This is a genomic window from Shinella sp. CPCC 101442 (assembly GCF_024704725.1).
Taxonomy (GTDB): Bacteria; Pseudomonadota; Alphaproteobacteria; order Rhizobiales; family Rhizobiaceae; genus Shinella.
On sequence record NZ_JALIQS010000002.1, the window covers coordinates 532,296 to 551,721 of the forward strand.

Genomic DNA, 19,426 nt, shown 5'->3' on the forward strand with positions numbered 1-19,426 from the left:
TGCCTATGCCTCCCTTTTCCCATGATGCCGCCCTGGCCGCTGTTCCCGCCGGAACAGGGCTCAGAACAGGAAATCGCCCTTCGACAGATCCGAGAGATCGACATGCTTCAGCGTCAGCACATCGCTGCCGGCGCGGATCAGCACATCGTTGCCGCTCTCCACCGCATGGTTCTTCATAAGATCGGCAAAGCTGGTGATGGCGGGGAGATCGGAAAAATCGATCCGGTCGGTGCCCGGCGCGAAATCCGTCACCATGTCCTTGCCCGAGCCCTTGGAGAAGATGAAGACATCGGCCCCGGCGCCGCCCTTCAACGTGTCGTTGCCGGCGCGCCCGTCGAGAATATCGTCGCCGCCGAGACCCGACAGCGTGTTGCCGCCGCTGTTGCCGATCAGCACATTGGCAAGGTTGTTGCCCGTGCCGCTCATGCCGGCCGTGCCGAGCAGCACCAGCTTTTCGATATTGGCGCCGAGCGTGTAGCTCACCGAAGACTGGACCGTATCGGTGCCTTCGCCCGCCTTCTCGATGAGCTTCAGCGATGCATCGGCGACGAGATAGGTGTCGTTACCCTTGCCACCGGCCACCGTCCCAAAGACCTTGCCCCCGCGCGTGTCAAAACTGTCGTTGCCGGCGCCGAGAACGACCTTGCCGTCGATCGTGCCGTTGTTGGTGACGATCTCGATACCGTTTCCGCCTTTCAGGGCGATGCTCGTGGCAGTGATCGTGCCGTTGTTGGAGAAGATGTTTTTGCCGCTGCCGAGCAGTGCCACCGCGATGCCGTTCGTGGCCGTCACCGCGTTGTTGTTCGTCAGCGTTGCATAGGCACCGTCGATGAGAATGCCGGCCGCACCTTTGATCACGCCGTTGTTGGTGATCTCCGCCTTCGCGCCGCTGGCGTCGATGCCCAGGCCGGACGTGGAGACGAGCGTCTTGTGGTTGGCGAAATTGACCGAGCCGCCATCCAGCCGCACCGCATCCTGCGCGGCCTTGATCGTGCCGTTGTTGGAGATCACCGCGCTTGCGCCCGTCACGACAAGGCCCTCGTCCCCGCGTGAAAGCACCTTGCCGTTGTTGGTGATGATGGCACCCTTGCCCGTCACGACGATCGCGTCCAGCTTGCTGTCGACCGTGCCGCTGTTAGTGACGGTCGCCTTGCTGCCGGCGCTGCGGATGCCGTCGTCGGCAGTGGATTTGATCATGCCGTAATTGGTGATGATCGCCGCGACGCCGGAGACCGCGACGGCGTCGCCGCCGCTCCTGATCGTGCCATGGTTGGTGACGAGCGCATCGTCGCCCGTCGCCTTGATGCCCCGGCCGGAGGTGGAGAGGGTCGAGCCGTTATTGGTGAAATTGATACTGTCGCCGGCGAAGATTCCCGCCGCCGTGCCGCCCTTGAGGGAGCCTTGAATGTTGAGGACGAGGCCGGTCCCGGATGCCGCCAGCCCGACCAGCTTGGCGGAAACGACACCGTCGGCCTTGACCGTAACATAGCCCGGATTGGCCGTGATCGCGGCGTCACCGAAAACCACGCCGTTGCCGGCGGTCGATGTCACCCGGCCGTCGAAAGAGAGCGAGCGGCCGGTATAGGCGCCTCCCGCATCCACGGCGGTTCCCTTGGTGGTGATCCTGACGCCGGGATCGAGGATCCACTGGCTGTTGGCCTTGCTGGCGACAAGCGTCGACGTCATGTCGACCGTGATCTGGTATTTGGTCATTCTATCGGGCGTCCATCATTGACGTGGTTACGTCCTAGCGCCTTATCGGCAAAAAATCCGTTTCAATTGCGGCCGCACCGCCAAAGCTTTCAGCGAGGGTTAACGACGAAAGAACCCGTCGTCTTCGGGCGCCGCGCCGGCAAGATCGATGAGGTCGCCCAGATCGTCTGCCTCGATCGACACGACCCAGAGGTCGCTGTCGAACCGCCGTTCCCGCGCAATCGCCTCGGTCACCGCCGCCGCCTCGACGCGCTCGAGCCGCGCCTCGAACAGCCGCGCCCTGTTGCTCTCGCCTTCGTCGAAAAAACTCTGCGGCGCCGGTGCATAGAGGCTCTCCGCGCCGTCGCGGAAGAGTTGCCGCACGAAGACTGCGCCCGCCTCCTCCGCCCCCTTCGCCTCGACAGCCGCGAAATCGCCGCGGGCAAAAACGCGGCGCATCAGGGCGGACACGAAGATATCGGTACGAAGACGCATGGCGGCGTCCTACACCGCGCGAGACCTCGGGGCAATCGCGAGCTTTACGTCCTTTGAAGCCCGCCCTAGACCCGGATCGCCAGCCTGAGCCCACCCCAATGACGGCCATTGACCGTGATGGGGGCGGAAATGTCCTTCATCAGCACGAATTGCCCGCCGCCCATGTCGCGCCGATACGTCTGAAGCAGGAAAGGATCCTTGTTGCGCCCGGCGGCAAGGCCGACGCGGTCGTTGAAGATGCGCCGGTTGCGGCAGTTCGCCGTGTTCCAGGCGGGATCGCCCGGCCGCTGCGGCTCGGAGAATTTCCGGTTGTGCGTCGGCAGGTAGCCGTTCTCGTCGATCGCCGCGCAGAAAGCGATGCGGCTGTCGCGCGCAGCTGCCGGTTCCTGGATATCAGGCAACACCCGGTCGGTGAAATCGGTAAAGCGCGTCGTCATCTGCACCGGGTCGGAGCCCGGTATCGGCCGATACTGCCGGTCGAACAACGCCTCCATGCCGATCTCGCCGCTCTTCACCGCCGCCGCAAAGCGGGCAGACACCTCGTCCGCAAGGCCTTGCACAAGGCGGATATAGGGACTGTCTTGTGTCTCTATACCGGCGCTGGCCGTCGCCTGGATGATACGTTCTGAGATGGCCACGACCTCGCCCACCTTGGCCGATGCCCCTTGCAGGATGTCGTTGGAACGGATGATTTCCGCCGAGGCCGCGCCGATCGAACGTGCGAAGTCGCTGCATTCCTTGTCCACCGCGCCCGTCGTCGCCGCCAGTGACGACGCACTGTCGAGGATTTTCGACATGACCTCCTCGACGCCGGCAAAGGAACCCTGCACGGCCGATGCCGTCGACTTCACCCCCTCGGCCGAGATACGTGCGCCCTCGCCCGCCGCTTCCAGCCGGTCGATGCGGGCACGCAGTTCCTGTAGGGTCGTCTGGATCGCGGCAGTCGTCCGGGAGGTTTCCAGCGACAGCGCCCGCACCTCCGCGGCAACGACGGCAAAGCCCTTGCCGGCCTCCCCCGCCCGCGCCGCCTCGATGGCGGCATTCAGCGCCAGCAGGTTCGTCTGCCGCGCGATGGTGCCGATGCCATCGGCGAGACGCCCGACATCGGCGAGCGCGCCGGAGAAGGCGGCGATTTCCGTGCCGATCTCGTTGGAGGCCGTCACCATATGGTCGATTGCCGCTATCGAGCCATCGAGCTGCGCCGCCTGCTCGCCCAGCACCGTGCGTGCACTGGCCGCCAGCTTGTCGGTCTCGCCGAGCGCGCGGGCAATGTCGCCATTGGCGCCGGCAATCGCGGTCGCCGATTGCGTGAGCCGCATGAACAGCGTCGCGTGCTCGCGCGATTGCGCGGCGGTATCCTGTATGGACCCGGCAATATCAACGAGATGCAGGCCGAGGTCGGACGCCTCGGCAGCAAGCGAGCCCACGACCCGGCGCAGCGCCTGGACATCGTTTGCAAGGTCAGGTGTTGCTTCTTCAAGGGTATGCGCAGTCTCACGCAAGGCAGCGATGGACATGGCTCGGCGTTCCTCCCGGTCATCGGAAGATCATCCGGCGCACATGGTTAATGCTTCCCTTAGGGAAGATGGTGAGACCTTGCGTTTGACCTACGACTTTGGTCGCAATACCAGCGCTTTTCTTAGAGCGCGCCGATATCCTTGAGCTTGGCGAGAACCTGCTCGTTGGGCTCGCCCGTCACCGGCAGGCGATAGTGCTTTTCGAAATGGCGGATCGCCAGGCGCGTCTTCTCGCCGATCAGACCGTCGACCGCGATATCCGTATAGGCGATGTTGCTGAGGCCCTTCTGGATCTTCATGACGATCTCGCTCGGCACGGGCTTGGCAACGGCGGAGGTAACACCGGGGTCGGCCTCGGCCCGCATGATCGCGGCGGCGACCGGATCGGTTTCCTCTTCGGCAACGGCCTTGGCCGTCGTTGCCGGCTTCGCCTCGACGACCTTCGCCACCTCGTCGAACGGACGCTCGCCCGGCGTCACGTCGGTGACTTCAGGCAGTTCCTGCCCCTCTTCCTCACGCTCGATGACGAAGGTCGTCACGTCGTGCGGATCGGGCCTGGTGGCGGTGAAACCGAGGGAATTGTCGGCGGAGCGGGTCTTCAGGAAGGGGGCCGGATGCCCGCCCGGCTGATACCACAGCGCATTGGCCGCCACGAAGGAGAACACGACGAGGAAGGCGCAGGTGCCGCCCACGGCGGTCGGGTTGCGCGCGGCAAGCCCGCCGATGGCGGCAAGCCCGGTCAGCACGATATTTGCCCGACGCTGCGGCATCTGGGGCGCACGTGCGCCGGAACGGCCCTTGCGGGCCTGGCCCTGCGGCCGCCGCTCAGGCTGTTTTCTGACGTGCGCGTTCATCGTTCTTGTCCTTGCCATCGAGCGACGGCTGGTAAACGGTCTCCATGTCCACCGCAAGGCGCGGCGGGAAATCGACGGTGGATGCGCCGGCGGCGGCAAGGTCGTTTTCGCGTGCGATGCCTGCGCCGTCCGCCGGTACGCGGATGGTGATGACGGTGCCCTCGCCCGGCTTGCTCTGGATCACGAACGTGCCGCCATGCAGCGCCACGAGACCCTTGACCAGCGACAGGCCAAGGCCGGTGCCTTCATACTTGCGGGTATATTCGTTCTGCACCTGCATGAAGGGCTGGCCGATCAGCGCCAGCTTGTCGGCGGGAATGCCGATGCCGGTGTCGCTGACCGTGAGCAGCAGGTCGCGGCCGTCGCGCGTCGCATCGATGGTGACGATGCCGCCACGGTCGGTGAACTTGATGGCGTTGCCGACGAGATTGATGAGGATCTGCTGGATCGCCCGCTGGTCCGCGACGACTTCGCCAATGGCGCGCGGCACGCGGCTCGTCAGCTTGATGCCCTTGTCGCGGGCCTGGAGACCGAGCATCTGCTCGCAGGTGCGCACACTGTCGGCCACCGCGAAGGGCTCGGTCAGGAGCTCGTAGCGGCCAGCCTCGATCTTCGAGACGTCGAGCATGGTGTTGACCACCGACAGCAGGTGCGAACCCGACTGATGGATCAGCGCCACATATTCGCGCTGGCGGTCGTTTTCCAGCTTGCCGAAATATTCGCCCGTGAGAATGTCGGAGAAGCCGAGGATGGCGTTGAGCGGCGTGCGCAGCTCGTGGCTGACGGCTGCCAGAAAGCGGGTCTTGGCATCGTTTGCCGATTCGGCCTCGGCCGCCTTGCGGACGGTTTCGCTGCGCAGCAACGCCTCTTCGGACATGTCGCGCGACTGGGCGATCACGGCGACGAGCGAGCCGTCGGCCGCGGTCATCGCCGTCATTTCCACGCGCATATGCATGAACTGTTCGGCATTCGCCTCAATGCGAGGCCGGTCGATGCGGATGTCCACCGTCTCGCGCGCGCCGCCCTGACGCAGGCGATCGATTGCCGCGACGAAGCCGATGCGGTCGGACACATGGATCTGGTCGATATAGCCGCGCGCCATGGGATCGCGCATCCAGGTCAGCATGTCGGCGCGGTCGCGGCCGTGCACGGCGGTCACGAAACCGCGCGCATCATGCAGCGTCACGAGGCCGGCGAAGAGATCGTAAGGAGAGATCGCGGGCGGCGCGGCGGCGGCCAGCTCGTCGGCAAAGCTTTTGACCGGCGCAAGCGTCGGCTCCCGCACGGAGGATGCGGCGGCGGCCAGAAGCGCACCGGCGCCGGCAAGCGCGACACCGGCCGGAAGCGCGGCGGATGCGGGCATGATGGTGGAAAGGACGAGCGGCAGGCCGGGAACGGCAGCGATGAGCGCAAGCGTCGTCGCGCGTAGGGAAGCGGACGGGCGCGCGTCGGCGCCCACGCCAGCAACGCCAGCAACGGTGCCCAGGCGGGCCGCCATTCTGTCAGCGATGATGGTCAATTGGCGCAACGCGAAACCCTGTCGTTCATGTTCTTTTCTGTGAGCCCAAAATCGCACCGGCGACTTAGGAAAGGATAAACAGGGAGAGCCGGAAAGGGGGCCAAAAAGCCCCAAAAGTCCCATTTCGGGTCAATCCAACGGGCATTCGTCCGGCGTGGTTAACGGGGCGTAAGCGCCTCATTTTGCGGCATTTTTCTGTTCGTATTAACTTATGGGGCAAGGGGCGGGAAAGCCGCCTCCCGGCATTCCGGCGCCTCGGGGTGCGAGGGGGTGCCTTCATCCTTAACGGGGATCGCTAAAATCTGCCTCAAATGCCGGTAATGCTCGCGATCGTTCGAATTTTAATCAAAACTGGGCAAAACCTGACTGATTCCTGCAAAGGGGAATTTCCTTCCGGCCCCTATTCTCGCATCAACGGTTCGCCAAGGACCAATCAAGCCGAAGGCCGCAAAGAGCCGAGGCGTATAATGAGGATGGCAAGCGATGTGGTTTCTGATCAAGGGAACGTTCTGGTTCTCGATGGTGCTGGTGCTGCTACCCTTCCTGGACGCGGAATCCTCCGCGAAGCTGGAAAAGGGGCCGGCCGTCGAAATCGGCGATACGTTCAGCGCCGCCACCGAAGCGCTCAACTATGTCACCGCGATGTGCCTGGAAAAGCCTGACGTCTGCGAGAAGGGTGCGGAGACCTTCGTCGCTCTCGGACACCGGGCCCGCGAAGGCGCCCGCATCGCCTATCAGTTCCTCGATACCCAGTTTGCCGAAGAAGGCACCGCCGTCGCCAAGGCCGATCCGGCTGTCAGCGAAGCGCTCGACCAGCCGCTGCCGAAGATGGCTGCCTCCGTCGATGCGGACGCCGAGGTGATCACCGGCACCATCGCCATCCCGACCCGCCGCCCCGCCCACAAGGGCTGAGCCGCGGATCCGACTTTCAAGTTTTTGCCTGCCCAGTTTTCTGCCTGCCTGACTCGTTGCCCTGCAACCGCCGTATGGACCCCGTCCCTACGGCGTTTCTTTTTGTGCGCGCCTCACCTATATCAGGGCAAACTTCGAGAGACCCGCCATGGCCACGCTGCAAGAGATCATCGACGACTTCGCCTTCCTCGAGGAATGGGAAGACCGCTACCGTTTCGTCATCGAGCTCGGCAAGGCGCTGCCCGACTTGGCCGAGGACAAGCGCACGGCGGCCAACAAGGTGCAGGGCTGCGCCAGCCAGGTCTGGCTCGTCAGCCATACCGGTGAAGGCGCGGACCCGGTCATGACCTTCGAGGGCGATTCGGATGCGCATATCGTGCGCGGCCTCGTTGCCATCGTGCTCGCCATCTATTCCGGCAAGCGCGCTTCGGAAATCGCCGCGCTCGACGCGATCGACGCTTTCAACACGATCGGCCTCGTCGAGCACCTCTCCTCCCAGCGCGCCAACGGCCTGCGCTCGATGATCAGGCGCATCCGCGAAGAAGCCGCCGTACGCGTCGCCGCCTGATCGTCAGACATAGGCGGCGAACAGGAACGACATCGCCACGACGAACATGAGCGTCGGGATCGCCCACATGATCGCGAAATAGGCCTGCTCCTGCACATAGGGGCCGAAGAGCCGCGCCACCACGTTGAAGCGCGAGAAGACGACGTTGACGGCAAGCGCCGAGGCGAGCCCGATATAGTTCAGCGCAAACAGCCGGTTGACCGTGTTGTCGCCGATGGAGAGCACCGTGTAGCTGCTGTAAACGGTGAAATTCAGCGCGATGATGGCGAAGAGACCGCCGATGATGATGTTGACCATCTCGTAGGTATCCACCTGGAAGACGCCGTCCTCCATGGTGTTGAGCCAGATGGCGAGCTGCGGGATCAACAGCGAGGCGAGCAGCGGAATGAAGATCGAGGCGACGACGAGGCCGAGCTGACGTTCGATATCCAGTGATGCGATGACGCGCGCATGGGTGCCGTTGTACCAGCCCGGCTGCGGCGCGCTCTTGAGGTCGATGAGGCCGATGGTCCAGCCGCCGAGTTCGGCATTGGCCGAAGGGCGGCTGAAATCGATGTCGGACTGGTCGAAGCGCAGGATCATCTCCGCCGTGGTCAGGCCGTCGGCGGCGATCTCGATGGCGAGTTTTTGACGGTCGAACGGGAACCGCTCGACATTGACGTCCACGGTGAAGTCGGCCGTCACCCGGTGCAGCAGTTCCACCCGACCCGTCGGATAGATCTTAAGGCCGTATTCCGACAATTCCGCCTCACCCGCCTGGTTGGCGATGCGCACCGGCGGGGTCCAGATCTCCTTCATGCGCGCCTCGGCGGCCCCGTGGCGCAGCGTCTGCGGCGTACCGTCGCCGTCAGCCCCGCTCGCCAGGCGCGAGTCGCTCCAGCGCAGGCGCAGGTCGACCGTGGCGCGGAATTTCCCCGCATTCTCGTCGAAACTCTCGATCGACAGCACTGTCGCCGCCGCCTGAACCGCGATCGGCAGGCCCTTGTCGCGCGGCAGGGTAGGATCGGCCAGCGCGGGAGCGCAGAAGGCGGCAAGGAGAACGACCAGCGCCGCGAGGCCGGCGGAGAGGAAACGGAGCGCCGGCATCTTACGGCGCCTTTTCCGGCTCGGCGCGGCGGTTGCGGATGCGCCGTAGAGCTGGACCATCGGCTGCATTTCCGCCGGGAAGCTTTGCGACCCCTCGATCGGGCTCAGCGGCCCGCCATGGCCCACCGCCTCGAACCGCTCGGCGAGCACGGCAAGCGGGCGCAGCAGGAAACCGCGCAGCACGACGAGGATGAAGGCGGCGAGCAGCACGATGGCGACGAGGGTGACGACACCTTGCCAGATCAGCAACCGGCTGACGGCGGCGCGCGAGGCGCTGAAATCCTGGGAAGCAGCAATCACGCCGAGCGGCGCGCCGGAACCACTCGTTACCGGCAGAAGCACGACGCCGCGGGCAAGGCCCTGGGCATCGCGCACATAGCGCAGCGGCTCGTTGACGACGGCAACGTCGCCGGCTCCGGCGAGTTCCGCCATCAGCTGCGCATTGGTCGCCTCGATACGGATATATTTGCCGACCCGGTTCTGATCGCCCATGCGCTCGGGCTCGACGCCCTGCCCGTAGTCCTTGAGGATACTCTCGTCGATGAACAGCGCGAGATCGAGCCCGTAGGCGGTTTTCAGATTGGCCAGCACGCTGCCGTAGTCGATACCGAATTCGAAAGTGCCGATGTGTTTTCCCGCCGGATCCAGCACCGGCGCCACGCCGAAAATGCCGGGCCCGTTGCGTGCGACGGCCGCGCCCTTCATCGGCACCCGCTCCTTGTTGGCGGCAACGACAAGCGGACGGGAACGCGTCAGGTCGTCGCCGAAGGTCGCGGGATCGTGCAGACGCAGGAACGAGATGGCGTCGGCGGTGTGGAATTGCGCCTGGTCGACGCCGTGACGGGCCTTTTGGCCGGCAAACATGGCCGACAGTTCGGCATTCAGCCCCGCCCTGTCGCCGGTGGCAAAGAGCCGGCGCACGGTCGGCAGTTCAGCAACCAGTTCGGCGCGCGCCAGCGCCTTGTTTTCCGCGTCCCGGATCGCCGTTTCGACGATTGCCTGCATGGTGCGGAATTGGTCGCTTTCCACGGCATCGGTCATGCCGGAAAAGAGCCTGCTCGTCATCAGCGCGGCCCCGGCCACGACGATGACGACAGCCAGGATGAGAGCAACGGGAGCGCTGCGCCGGAATGTCATGAAGGGCCTGCACTGCTGGAGAAAAGCGGGATGGTTAGCGCGAAGTTAACAGCGTTTCCGGGGAAAAGTGCAAGCGGTTTTTAAACCGGGGATAGCAGGATTTATACCCTGCGTTTTCGAGGACACGGGATGCGGAGGCCCCGTTCGGGGCCTCGCCAGGTTTGCGAACCGTCACCGTGGCAATGCCGGGCGAAAGCCTTGCGCGCCCCAGGCATGGGGCCGGCGCCCGGACGCTTTGGGTGGAGCGTAGTGGCGGGAAAGCGCCATCAGGGCAGCACGCAGCATGAGCTTTGCCGAACGGGCGGGCCACTGGCGCTCGCGCTCCACGGTCTCCAGCCCCTTCATGAAGCAGCAGACGTCGAGCGCGACGCCCGACAGTTCCGGCCCGATCGCCTCGACGGCCTTCGCCACCCGCGCGCGGGCGGCAAGCGCCGTGTCGGTAAGGTCGCGCGCCGCACCCGCCTCGCCCTTCTGGCGGGTCGCGATGCGCGGCTCCCAGGACATGGTCATCTTCGGCTGCAGGCCGCCGCGCGTGAAGTCCGCATGCAGTCGCTCGCCGGCGGCGATGGCACCTTCCGGCAGCCAGGCCTCCCCCGTCTTCTCCTTCAGTCGGGCGAGCGCCGCAAGGGGCGATTCCAGCCGGTTGGCGACAGCCGTCCCCCGTATCCCATCACGCATCACCACGACAGGCGCCAAATCGCGATGCTGAGCCGCGAAGGGCGTTTCGGCCTCGCACAGCCGACGCTTGAGATGGGCGCGCGCCTCCGGATTGGCCGTCAGCCGGCAGCCGGCACGGGCGACGAGGCCAAGGCGCACGGCGTGTTCGAGGGTGTCGCGCGAAACGGCTGCTTTTCGGCCGTCCGGGGCGGAAAGCCCCTCCCCGTCGAACGACACCTCGCCCGCGGCCAGCAGAAAGCGCAGGAACCTTGCCAGAGCGGCACTCTTCTCGCGGTTCATCGCCTCAACCATGGCTGCCGATCCCGGCGGGGCCGAAGACCGAGAGCACGACACGCTCGATCGCCGAGACGAAGGCGTCGAAGGATGCATCGTCGCGCCGGTCCTCCACCACGTTGCAGGCATGGCCGACCGTCGTGCGGTCCCGCCCGAAGGCGGCACCGATATCCGACAGCGAAAGCCGCAACACGACATGGCAGACATACATGGCGATCTGGCGCACATGGCAGGTGGAACGGCGGCTGTCTCGGCGCCAGAGCGGCCGCTCGCTCGCCATCGCCGTCATTTCCAGCACGAGCTGGCGCACGACGCGGCAGGCGACACCCGGCGGCACCGCAGGCGCGTCCGGTCCATCCACCGCCCGGCGGGCATGCGGCGCTCCCTCCACGGCCTCCATGCCCTTGGTTTCCAGCGTCGGGCGTTCAGGGTTTCGGGACGACCGCCTCGGGGATACGATGAACTGGTGCATGACAGGGCCACTCCGTTGATAGGAATTTATTCATACACCCTAGAGGACAAACGGGGACGAATGAAGCACAACACCACAACCATGCATTGAATTTGTTAATAAAATCGTGACAGCCATCCCCATGTAGGCTTATATTCCTCAATCCAGAATTACGATGGACTGCATAAAGGCCGGAGCGCGTCGAATCCTGTTCCGTCACCACCGAACAGGATCCTCAACAGAAAAGGCCGGAGCGTTGCCGCTCCGGCCTTCAAATCATGCAATGAAGAGGCTTACTTGCCTTTGCGGCGCTGGCCCAGGCCCATTTCCTTGGCCAGGCGCGAGCGGGCTTCGGCATAGGCCGGAGCGACCATCGGGTAATCGGACGGCAGGTCCCACTTCTCGCGGTACTGTTCCGGCGTCATGCCGTAGTGGGTCATCAGGTGGCGCTTCAGCGACTTGAACTTCTGGCCGTCTTCAAGGCAAATGATGTAGTCGTTCTGAACCGACTTCTTGACCGGGACCGGCGGCTTCGGCTTTTCGGCGACGACGGGCGCTTCCACGACGGCCGAGGGCTGCGTCGTGTTGTTCAACGCGGCATGCACGTCGGCGATCAGGCCCGGCAGTTCGGCGACAGGAACGACATGGTTGCCGACATAGGCGGCGACGATATCGGCTGTCAGCTCCACAAGCAGATTGGAGCTGGTGCCAAGGGTTGTTTCAGTCATGTCTTTCTCCTGTCGGACGAACGGAAGCCGATGGCTCTCCCCACCAGCCGGGATACTGAATTTCGCGTAAAGCAACCAATCCGGGAGATCAGGCGTCAGATCAATGTCCAAGGACATGTTTCGCCCCGAAATACGGACATTTTACGTCAATATAACTTTCGACTATTGCGGCACGGCACCAGTTAAGAAGGATCCGGTCCACATACCGAACGAGCGTGAATACGCCACCAACTCAACTTAAACAGGAAATCCGCAATCAAGCTAAATCAACCCGAATGCTTTACTTTGCTTGGAATATCATTCCGCAAATCAAAGTCCAGAGTTATTTTGGAAAAGAAACACGATAGCTTCCACCAAGGAAAAAAATCCACTGGAAAGTGCAGGATACTACAAATTCTGGGGGTCGGCATCTCAACGGTTTTTCAACGCTTCTTGGCGGCCTGCTCGCGCATATCGTCCATCACGGTAAGCCTTGACAGGCGGTAGCCGGCCGCATGCGCGGCCTTCGCGACAAGATGCGCGGCAACCGGCGCCGTCAATACGAAGAAGACGAAGCCGGCGAGCGCGCGGGTAAAAATCGCGACGTCGAGCGAATGGATGCCGGCCGCCAGCAACATGAGGCCCGAGCCGACCGTGCCGGCCTTCGAGGCCGCATGCATGCGCGTATAGACATCGGGCAGACGCAGGATGCCAAGCGCGGCGAGAAAGGTGAAGACACCGCCCGCGACGAGCATGATGGCGACGACGAGCGCGAGAACGAGATCCAGCATCAGTGCAGCCTCCTGGCATGGCCACCGCCCCGTCGCGCTTTGGTGCTGGCCGTCGTTTCCTCGGGCGTATCCGCGTCCCCCGGCTGCATGCCGTGGCTCAGCACGAACCGGGCGAAGGCAACGGTGGCGAGGAAACCGACGAGGCCGAGCGCGATGGCAATGTCGATATAGAGGTTGAAACCCGTTCTGATGGCGACAACGGCGATGAAGCCGATAGCGATGGCGGTGAGCATGTCGAGCGCGACGATGCGATCCGGCAAGGTCGGCCCCTTGACGACGCGCCAGGCGGCGAGGAAGAAGGCCGCGCACATCAGGAACAGCGCGATGGCGCACGCCACGGAAACGATCGTTTGAGCGCCCGTCATCGGAAGGCCTCCAGGATTTTCTTCTCGAAACCGTTGGCGATATCGCGCCGCGTGCCGGCCGGGTCGGAGCAATCGAGCGCATGCACGTAAAGCACCTTCCTGTCCCCGGAGACATCGACCGACAACGTGCCCGGCGTCAGCGTGATGAGATTGGCGAGCAGCGTGATCTCGAAGTCCCGGTCGACGGTCAGCGGAAAGGCGAGGATGCCGGGTTTCAGGTCCATCTTCGGGCTCGCCACCAGCAGCGCCACCTTCCAGGCGGAGAGTGCCAGTTCCTTGAGGAAGAGAGCGAGCAGCGACAGCGCCTTCAGCGGGCGCAACCGCCGGCCATCCGGCTGGATGTGGCCACGGATGAGAAGAAGCGACAGCGCCGAAGCGACCACGCCGAGCAGGAGATTGGGAATGGTGAAGCTGCCGGAGACGGCGAGCCAGACCAGCGTGAAGACGGCGATGATAACGGCGGGCCGCATGTCACTTCCCCCCCGGAAAGACGGAGCCGATATAGGCATCCGGATTGGAAAGCCCCTGTTCGGCGTGCTGGACGAACGACAGCAGCGCCTCCGGGAAGAGGCCGAAGACGACCGTCAGCACCGTGAGGCCGGCGAGCGGCAGCAGCGCGGATGCAGAGATGGTTTGCGCCGGCAGCGACTGCGTCGCCGGACGCCAGTAGGCGAGCGCGAAGACCCGGCCGAGCGCGATGGTGGTGAGAAAGCCTGTGAGGAACACCGCCGCCGTCAGCCACCAGGCGCCGATATCGATCGCCGCCTTCGCCACCATCACCTTCGGCCAGAAACCGGAAAACGGCGGCAGACCGGAGGCGGCGAAGAACAGCACCAGCGAGAGGGCAGAAAACAGCGCCGAGCGGGTATAGAGGCCGCCCAGCCGGTTGAGGTCGAAGGAACCGGCCAGCCGCCCGGCCAGTCCCGCCGCCATGTAGAGCGCCGTCATCACCACCATGGAATGCAGCGCATAGAAGATGGCGCCACCGATACCGCCGGGGCTGCCGAGCGACAGGCCCGCCAGCATCACGCCGATGCCGGAAATGACGACGTAACCGAGCAGCCTGCGGATATCGCTCTGGCCGAGCGCACCAAGCGCGCCAAGGATCATGGTGGCGACACCGGCAAGCGCGATAAGAAAGCTCAGCTCCTCCCGCTCGACGGGAAACAGCATGACCAGCGTGCGCAGGAGCGCATAGATGCCGACCTTGGTGAGCAGTCCCGCGAAGAGAGCCGACACGACGATGTTCGGCGTGTGATAGGAGGCCGGCAGCCAGAAATTCACCGGAAAGGCCGCCGCCTTCATGCCGAAGGCGAGGAGGTACAGTGTCGCGAGCGTCATCAGCGGCAGCTCGGCGCGCCCGGCCGCCGCCTTGCTCGCGATGTCGGCCATGTTGAGCGTGCCGAAAATGCCGTAGAGATAGCCCGTCGTGACGAGGAAGAGCGTCGTCGCGACGAGGTTGAGGAAGGCGTATTTGATCGCCCCGTCGATCTGGCGCGGCTCGGACCCCAGCGTGATGAGGCCGAAAGACGAAATCAGCAGCACTTCGAACCAGACATAGAGGTTGAAGACGTCGCCCGTCAGGAACGCGCCGGAAACGCCGGCCATCAGCAGGAGCAGGAACGGGTAGAAGCCATAACGCCGGCCGCTCGCATCGATATCGGCAAGCGCATGCATCCCTCCGGCGAAAGCCACCACCGCGCCGGCCAGCGCGAAGAGCACGCCGGTGAGATCGGCCGTAAACGCGATGCCGAAGGGCGGCAGCCAGCGCCCCATCACCATCGTCACCGGCCCGTTGACGGCGACGTGAGCGAGCAGCAACCCGTCGATCACGACAAGCACGGCGAGTGCGGGAAGCGCGATGAGCGCCTGCAGGCGCAGCGACTTGCGCAGCATCAGCAGCACCGCGCCCGCCAGAAGACACCAGGCAGGCGGCAGCACGACCAGCCAGTCGGCGGCAGGAACCGGCGTCATGACGAAGGCAGCGGAGAGATCGGTGGGAGAAGCGGCCATTGGCGGGGCGGGTCCTGTCAGTAGCCGGTCGGCGGAAGGGGATCGTCTTCCGGCTCCGCCAGGCGCATCTCGTTGCCGTTGTCGGTGCCGAGATCCTGGTAGGCGCGGTAGACGAGCACCAGCAGGAAAGCGAAGAAGGAAAAGGAAATGACGATGGCCGTCAGGATCAGCGCCTGCGGCAACGGATTGGCGGTGAGCGTCGCCGGCACGTCGTGGCCATCGGGAATGATGGGCGGCACGTCGCGAAGGATCCGGCCATTGGTGAAGAGCAGCAGGTTCACCCCGTTGCCGAGCAACACCACGCCGAGCAGCACGCGCACCAGAAACTTCGACAGCATCAGATAGACGGCGGCGGCGAAGAACAGGCCGATCAGCAGGACGAAGGGAAACTCCATCAGGTGTCGTCCCCCGCTTCCAGCGCCAGCGCAATCGACGTGATCGCGCCCACCACGACGAGATAGACGCCGATGTCGAACAGCATCACCGAGGAGAGCGGGATCTCGACACCGAGCACGACGGGATAGACCCAGAGCCCCGTCATGAACGGAACGCCGAAGGCCGCCGACATGAGGCCGGCAAGGCAGGCGATGAAGAGCCCGAAAGCCGAAATCGCCATCGGATGAAACCACAATGCACGGCGCACGGCGGAGATACCGTTGGCAATGCCGAAGATCGCCAGCGCCGAAACGGCAATCAGGCCACCGATGAACCCGCCACCCGGCTCGTTGTGGCCACGCAGCAAAACGAAGATCGAGAAGAGCGCCATGAGCGCCGTGAGGAAGGGCGCGACGGTGCGGAAGATCAGCGTGTTCATGGGCTGACCCTCCCCTTGCGAATACGGATGATCGAGAGGATCGCCAGTCCAGTGACCATGACGACGGCGATTTCGCCGAGCGTGTCGGTGCCACGGAAATCGACGATGATGACGTTCACCACATTGGCGCCATGCGCGATGGTCTTGGAATAGAGGTTGAAGAAGTCGCTCAGGGCAGTGTCGAAGCGGCCCTGCGTGACCTTCAGGAGATAGAGCGCGAAGCCGAGACCGCAGGCAACCGCGATCGCGCCATCGGGGATTTTTTCGCGCAGCGGCCGGGGGTCGCGCGGCGTGAGCTTCAGGCGCGTCATGACCAGCGCGAGGATGACGACCGAAAGCGTCTCGATCATGAACTGGGTGAAGGCGAGATCCGGCGCACCGAAGAGCAGGAAGAGCAGAGCGACGCAAAAGCCCTGGATGCCGAGCGCGACGATGGCCGTCAGGCGGTTGTTTGCCATCAGAACCGCAGCGATGCCGACAGCGGCGAGCACCATGACGGCAAGTTCATGGAACGGCATTCCGGCCGGCCAGACCGGCAGGCGTGGCCATTCGCCATAGAGGGCCGGCGGCACGATGAGCGCCAGCGCGATCACCGTGAAGGTGGCGGTCATGTAGGTTTCCATACGCCCCGGCTGGACGAGCCGGCTGATGGCGGACGCGGCGCGTACGAGGCCGGTCATCCCCTGGTCGAAGCCCCGGTCCGGCCCCCAGCCGATATCCTCGACCAGCCGGTTCGCCGCGGCCCGCGCGCGGTCCAGCATCAGGAAGACACCGACGCCGAAGGCCACCGTCAAGAGCGAGAGGCCGAAAGCGAGGCTGAGATGCGGCATCGCGGAAATGGTGATCGTCTGCGGCGCGCCCGAGATGGCGGAGGCGAGCGGCATCGTCAGCAGGACATGGGCGACGGCGGAAAAAAGGCCGATGACGAGGCCCGTCACCGCAAGCAGCATGGGGCCGATCCACAGCAGTGCCGGGCCTTCATGGGCGTGTTTCGGCGTCTGCGTGGGCGCGCCGAGGAATGGCTTCAACGCCACCGCGAAGGCGACGGCAAACATCAGGCCGTTGCCGATGACGGCGGCGGCCGTGAACGCGACCTGACGCAGGCTGCCACCGGCAAGCGCGGCATAGATCTCCTCCTTGGCGAGAAAGCCGAAGAACGGCGGCAGGCCGCCCATCGACAGCGCCGCAAGAAGCGCCGCCAGGAAGGTGACAGGCATGGCGCGGCGGAGGCCGCCGAGTCTCGTGATGTCGCGCGTGCCCGTTTCATGGTCGATCAGGCCGGCGACCATGAAGAGCGCCCCCTTGAAGAGCGAATGAGCGACGAGATAGAGCGCGGCCGCCGCAATCGCGTGCTCAGAGCCGAAGCCGGTCAGCATGACGAGCATGCCGAGCGAGGCGACCGTCGTATAGGCGAGCATCAGCTTGAGATCGGTCTGGCGGATGGCGAGGACCGCGCCGACCAGCAGCGTCAGCCCGCCAATGGCCGGCAGGATGGTTTCCCAGGCGGGCGTCGCGCCCATGACAGGGTTCAGCCGCATCAGGAGATAGACGCCGGCCTTCACCATGGTCGCCGAATGCAGATAGGCCGACACCGGTGTGGGCGCCTCCATGGCGTTCGGCAGCCAGAAATGGAACGGGAACTGCGCCGACTTGGTGAAGGCGCCGCCAAGCACAAGGAAGAGGATGGCGAGATAGAACGGACTGGTGCGCAATTCCGGACCGAACGACATCAGGAGCGAGAACTGGGTGACGCCGGTGACGTCCCAAATGAGCAGCAGGCCGGCGAGCAGGAAGAGCCCGCCGCCGCCCGTCACGATCAGCGCCTGTAGCGCCGCCCGGCGCGAGGCCTCGCGCGCATGGTCGAAGCCGATCAACAGGAAGGAGGTGATCGAGGTCAATTCCCAGAAGACGAAGAGCATCAGGAAACTGTCCGACGCGACGACGCCGAGCATCGAGCCCATGAACATCAGGATGAAGGAGAAGAACCGCCCCTGATGCGGATGCCCCTTCAGATAGCCGCCGGAATAGAGCACGATCAGCGCGCCGATGCCGGAAATCAAAAGCAGGAACGCGAGCGAGAGCCCATCGATCAGCCAGGAGAAGCTGACATTGTAGGATGGCACCCAGGCATAACCGCCGGTGACGATCTCGCCGCGGGCGATTTCCGCATTGAACCCCAGGAAATGAAAGAAGACGGCAAGCGGCACGAGCGCAAGCGGCCAGGCGGCATGATGACCGAGAAGCCGTGTCAGCGCTGGCGCGATCAGCGCGCCGAGAAACGGCAGGCAGAAGGCGAGGAAGGTCAGCCCCATCGTGTCCGCCGTCATACCCCTCCCCTCATGCGCGGGCTTCGCCCGTCGTTGGTATCAAAAGAACTCAGAGCGCCTTTTCTACGTCGGTCAAACCGAAATCACCACCCTTGAACAGCAGGGGCGCGGCGTTTTCACGCGCCAATGCATAGGAAAAGCAGTCGCCATAGTTGAGATGGGCCGCATGGCCGGTGCCGCGACCGAAACGTCGGAAAGCGTCGAATGCGATTTCGGCCTGCGCGGCCGTCACTGCCTCGATTTTGACCTCCGCCCGCAGCAGAAAAGCGTCGAGCGCGTTTACCCCGCCGCTGCCATACCGGGCAAACAGCACCATCTTCGTCTCAAGAAGGGTCGCCGCGCTCATCATGCGCTCGCCAGCCGCCTCGATGGCCTCATTGAATGCCCGCCGTTCCGGTTCGTTCGTGAGGATCGCAACAAGCACCGAAGTGTCCAGCACGATCATCGCGACATCCCATTTTCGTCGTAACCGATGATCTCTTCAGGCGAACGCGGGTCGAGAACCGGCAACTCCGCGCAGTCGAGCGCAATCCGGTCCAAGAGGTCGGCAAGGTGGGATCTGTTGGCAATCTGAACGCGCGCCAACCGTTCTTCGAGGGAGACTTTTACGGCTTGGGTCAGGCTCTCGCCCGTCGCCGCAGCGAGCTTGCGGGCAAGCATGTGCGCCTCATCGTCCTTGATGTTCAAAGGCATCTATTCCTCCTACTCTATCTGAATGGAGGATAGGAGGAAACACCGCAGTTTTCAAGTATCCCGAGCGATTGTCTTCCCCCGCCCCGCATCCTATCTATGCTCCCAACAGGAGGACGCCATGAGCGACACGACGACGTTGAAGGTGAACAAGACGAAGGAAGAGTGGCGGGCCATTCTGACGCCGGAACAGTTCCGCATCACGCGCGAACACGGCACGGAGCGCGCCTTTTCCAGCCCGGATTTCGACCTTTCCAAGAAGGGCACCTATCGCTGCATCTGCTGCAACGCGCCACTCTACAGGTCGGAAGCGAAGTTCAACTCCGGCACCGGCTGGCCGAGCTTCTACCAGCCGATCGAGCCCGGTGCGGTGACGGACCATTCGGATTATTCCTACGGCATGACACGCACGGAAATCCGCTGCACGGACTGCGACGCCCATCTCGGCCACGTCTTTCCGGACGGCCCGCCGCCGACGGGCCTGCGCTATTGCATGAACGGCGTGGCGCTGAGCTTCGATCCCGACTGAGCGTCGGG

21 protein-coding genes are annotated in these 19,426 nt (G+C 64.2%); 3 read left to right on the forward strand and 18 right to left on the reverse strand.

The window, feature by feature from the left end; all coding sequences use genetic code 11:
- Positions 1-60: 60 nt before the first annotated feature.
- The 5 genes from MUO32_RS07820 to MUO32_RS07840 form a co-directional block, all read right to left on the reverse strand.
- Positions 61-1,713, reverse strand: coding sequence for a calcium-binding protein (locus tag MUO32_RS07820; protein WP_257947654.1), 1,653 nt, complete (start codon positions 1,711-1,713; stop codon positions 61-63).
- A gap of 99 nt (positions 1,714-1,812) precedes the next feature.
- Entirely contained in the window at positions 1,813-2,187 is a 375-nt protein-coding gene (locus tag MUO32_RS07825; RefSeq protein ID WP_257947655.1) for a DUF1491 family protein, read from the reverse strand.
- A gap of 65 nt (positions 2,188-2,252) precedes the next feature.
- On the reverse strand, positions 2,253-3,704 hold the full coding sequence (locus tag MUO32_RS07830; protein WP_257947656.1) for a methyl-accepting chemotaxis protein: 1,452 nt from the start codon (positions 3,702-3,704) through the stop codon (positions 2,253-2,255).
- A 122-nt stretch (positions 3,705-3,826) separates the two neighbouring features.
- Entirely contained in the window at positions 3,827-4,558 is a 732-nt protein-coding gene (locus MUO32_RS07835; protein ID WP_257947657.1) for a peptidoglycan-binding domain-containing protein, read from the reverse strand.
- Complete coding sequence (locus MUO32_RS07840) at positions 4,530-6,056, reverse strand: HAMP domain-containing sensor histidine kinase (protein WP_257948226.1); 1,527 nt, start codon at positions 6,054-6,056, stop codon at positions 4,530-4,532. The genes MUO32_RS07835 and MUO32_RS07840 overlap by 29 nt, the downstream gene beginning before the upstream one ends.
- Positions 6,057-6,560: 504 nt before the next feature.
- On the opposite strand from MUO32_RS07840, the gene MUO32_RS07845 reads away from it, so the two are divergent.
- Positions 6,561-6,989 (forward strand): DUF5330 domain-containing protein, encoded by a 429-nt coding sequence (locus MUO32_RS07845; protein WP_257947658.1) that lies wholly within the window; start codon positions 6,561-6,563, stop codon positions 6,987-6,989.
- 148 nt (positions 6,990-7,137) lie between these two features.
- Positions 7,138-7,557, forward strand: a complete 420-nt coding sequence (locus MUO32_RS07850; RefSeq protein WP_257947659.1) for a SufE family protein — start codon at positions 7,138-7,140, stop codon at positions 7,555-7,557.
- 3 nt (positions 7,558-7,560) lie between these two features.
- Here the strand turns inward: MUO32_RS07850 and MUO32_RS07855 are convergent, their stop codons facing one another.
- The 13 genes from MUO32_RS07855 to MUO32_RS07915 all read right to left on the reverse strand — a co-directional run bounded on the left by MUO32_RS07855 (position 7,561) and on the right by MUO32_RS07915 (position 18,886).
- A complete protein-coding gene (locus MUO32_RS07855) occupies positions 7,561-9,780 on the reverse strand; it encodes a cache domain-containing protein (RefSeq protein WP_257947660.1) in 2,220 nt (739 codons plus the stop codon).
- Positions 9,781-9,951: 171 nt separating this feature from the next.
- Entirely contained in the window at positions 9,952-10,749 is a 798-nt protein-coding gene (locus MUO32_RS07860) for a DUF6456 domain-containing protein (protein WP_257947661.1), read from the reverse strand.
- Positions 10,742-11,203, reverse strand: a complete 462-nt coding sequence (locus tag MUO32_RS29295; RefSeq protein WP_308311268.1) for a helix-turn-helix domain-containing protein — start codon at positions 11,201-11,203, stop codon at positions 10,742-10,744. The genes MUO32_RS07860 and MUO32_RS29295 overlap by 8 nt, the downstream gene beginning before the upstream one ends.
- A gap of 272 nt (positions 11,204-11,475) precedes the next feature.
- Positions 11,476-11,910: a MucR family transcriptional regulator gene (locus MUO32_RS07870; RefSeq protein ID WP_257947662.1), complete on the reverse strand. Its 435-nt coding sequence runs from the start codon at positions 11,908-11,910 to the stop codon at positions 11,476-11,478.
- A 422-nt stretch (positions 11,911-12,332) separates the two neighbouring features.
- Positions 12,333-12,680 carry a monovalent cation/H(+) antiporter subunit G gene (gene mnhG / locus MUO32_RS07875; protein WP_257947663.1) on the reverse strand — a complete coding sequence of 116 codons (348 nt, stop codon included), beginning with the start codon at positions 12,678-12,680 and terminating at the stop codon, positions 12,333-12,335.
- A complete protein-coding gene (locus tag MUO32_RS07880; protein ID WP_257947664.1) occupies positions 12,680-13,045 on the reverse strand; it encodes a cation:proton antiporter in 366 nt (121 codons plus the stop codon). Before MUO32_RS07880 ends, mnhG begins: the two co-directional genes overlap by 1 nt.
- Positions 13,042-13,515, reverse strand: a complete 474-nt coding sequence (locus tag MUO32_RS07885) for a Na+/H+ antiporter subunit E (protein ID WP_257947665.1) — start codon at positions 13,513-13,515, stop codon at positions 13,042-13,044. The genes MUO32_RS07880 and MUO32_RS07885 overlap by 4 nt, the downstream gene beginning before the upstream one ends.
- Position 13,516: 1 nt before the next feature.
- Positions 13,517-15,058, reverse strand: coding sequence for a Na+/H+ antiporter subunit D (locus tag MUO32_RS07890; protein ID WP_257947666.1), 1,542 nt, complete (start codon positions 15,056-15,058; stop codon positions 13,517-13,519).
- A 17-nt stretch (positions 15,059-15,075) separates the two neighbouring features.
- Entirely contained in the window at positions 15,076-15,453 is a 378-nt protein-coding gene (locus tag MUO32_RS07895; protein WP_257947667.1) for a Na+/H+ antiporter subunit C, read from the reverse strand.
- Complete coding sequence (locus MUO32_RS07900; protein ID WP_257947668.1) at positions 15,453-15,872, reverse strand: Na(+)/H(+) antiporter subunit B; 420 nt, start codon at positions 15,870-15,872, stop codon at positions 15,453-15,455. The genes MUO32_RS07895 and MUO32_RS07900 overlap by 1 nt, the downstream gene beginning before the upstream one ends.
- Positions 15,869-18,199: a putative monovalent cation/H+ antiporter subunit A gene (locus MUO32_RS07905; protein WP_257947669.1), complete on the reverse strand. Its 2,331-nt coding sequence runs from the start codon at positions 18,197-18,199 to the stop codon at positions 15,869-15,871. Before MUO32_RS07905 ends, MUO32_RS07900 begins: the two co-directional genes overlap by 4 nt.
- Before the next feature lie 49 nt (positions 18,200-18,248).
- Positions 18,249-18,644, reverse strand: coding sequence for a type II toxin-antitoxin system VapC family toxin (locus MUO32_RS07910; protein WP_308311270.1), 396 nt, complete (start codon positions 18,642-18,644; stop codon positions 18,249-18,251).
- Entirely contained in the window at positions 18,641-18,886 is a 246-nt protein-coding gene (locus MUO32_RS07915) for a type II toxin-antitoxin system VapB family antitoxin (RefSeq protein WP_374708614.1), read from the reverse strand. Before MUO32_RS07915 ends, MUO32_RS07910 begins: the two co-directional genes overlap by 4 nt.
- A 124-nt stretch (positions 18,887-19,010) precedes the next feature.
- On the opposite strand from MUO32_RS07915, the gene msrB reads away from it, so the two are divergent.
- Positions 19,011-19,418, forward strand: coding sequence for a peptide-methionine (R)-S-oxide reductase MsrB (gene msrB, locus MUO32_RS07920; protein WP_257947671.1), 408 nt, complete (start codon positions 19,011-19,013; stop codon positions 19,416-19,418).
- The last annotated feature ends 8 nt before the right edge of the window (positions 19,419-19,426 follow it).

What these genes read in the sequence shown, in the direction of transcription:
- MUO32_RS07820 (WP_257947654.1), bottom strand. Translation starts at nt 1,713, where the DNA reads ATGACCAAATACCAGATCACGGTCGACATGACGTCGACGCTTGTCGCC.
- MUO32_RS07825 (WP_257947655.1), bottom strand. Translation starts at nt 2,187, where the DNA reads ATGCGTCTTCGTACCGATATCTTCGTGTCCGCCCTGATGCGCCGCGTT.
- MUO32_RS07830 (WP_257947656.1), bottom strand. Translation starts at nt 3,704, where the DNA reads ATGTCCATCGCTGCCTTGCGTGAGACTGCGCATACCCTTGAAGAAGCA.
- MUO32_RS07835 (WP_257947657.1), bottom strand. Translation starts at nt 4,558, where the DNA reads ATGAACGCGCACGTCAGAAAACAGCCTGAGCGGCGGCCGCAGGGCCAG.
- MUO32_RS07840 (WP_257948226.1), bottom strand. Translation starts at nt 6,056, where the DNA reads ATGGCGGCCCGCCTGGGCACCGTTGCTGGCGTTGCTGGCGTGGGCGCC.
- MUO32_RS07845 (WP_257947658.1), top strand. Translation starts at nt 6,561, where the DNA reads ATGTGGTTTCTGATCAAGGGAACGTTCTGGTTCTCGATGGTGCTGGTG.
- MUO32_RS07850 (WP_257947659.1), top strand. Translation starts at nt 7,138, where the DNA reads ATGGCCACGCTGCAAGAGATCATCGACGACTTCGCCTTCCTCGAGGAA.
- MUO32_RS07855 (WP_257947660.1), bottom strand. Translation starts at nt 9,780, where the DNA reads ATGACATTCCGGCGCAGCGCTCCCGTTGCTCTCATCCTGGCTGTCGTC.
- MUO32_RS07860 (WP_257947661.1), bottom strand. Translation starts at nt 10,749, where the DNA reads ATGGTTGAGGCGATGAACCGCGAGAAGAGTGCCGCTCTGGCAAGGTTC.
- MUO32_RS29295 (WP_308311268.1), bottom strand. Translation starts at nt 11,203, where the DNA reads ATGCACCAGTTCATCGTATCCCCGAGGCGGTCGTCCCGAAACCCTGAA.
- MUO32_RS07870 (WP_257947662.1), bottom strand. Translation starts at nt 11,910, where the DNA reads ATGACTGAAACAACCCTTGGCACCAGCTCCAATCTGCTTGTGGAGCTG.
- mnhG (WP_257947663.1), bottom strand. Translation starts at nt 12,680, where the DNA reads ATGCTGGATCTCGTTCTCGCGCTCGTCGTCGCCATCATGCTCGTCGCG.
- MUO32_RS07880 (WP_257947664.1), bottom strand. Translation starts at nt 13,045, where the DNA reads ATGACGGGCGCTCAAACGATCGTTTCCGTGGCGTGCGCCATCGCGCTG.
- MUO32_RS07885 (WP_257947665.1), bottom strand. Translation starts at nt 13,515, where the DNA reads ATGCGGCCCGCCGTTATCATCGCCGTCTTCACGCTGGTCTGGCTCGCC.
- MUO32_RS07890 (WP_257947666.1), bottom strand. Translation starts at nt 15,058, where the DNA reads ATGGCCGCTTCTCCCACCGATCTCTCCGCTGCCTTCGTCATGACGCCG.
- MUO32_RS07895 (WP_257947667.1), bottom strand. Translation starts at nt 15,453, where the DNA reads ATGGAGTTTCCCTTCGTCCTGCTGATCGGCCTGTTCTTCGCCGCCGCC.
- MUO32_RS07900 (WP_257947668.1), bottom strand. Translation starts at nt 15,872, where the DNA reads ATGAACACGCTGATCTTCCGCACCGTCGCGCCCTTCCTCACGGCGCTC.
- MUO32_RS07905 (WP_257947669.1), bottom strand. Translation starts at nt 18,199, where the DNA reads ATGACGGCGGACACGATGGGGCTGACCTTCCTCGCCTTCTGCCTGCCG.
- MUO32_RS07910 (WP_308311270.1), bottom strand. Translation starts at nt 18,644, where the DNA reads ATGATCGTGCTGGACACTTCGGTGCTTGTTGCGATCCTCACGAACGAA.
- msrB (WP_257947671.1), top strand. Translation starts at nt 19,011, where the DNA reads ATGAGCGACACGACGACGTTGAAGGTGAACAAGACGAAGGAAGAGTGG.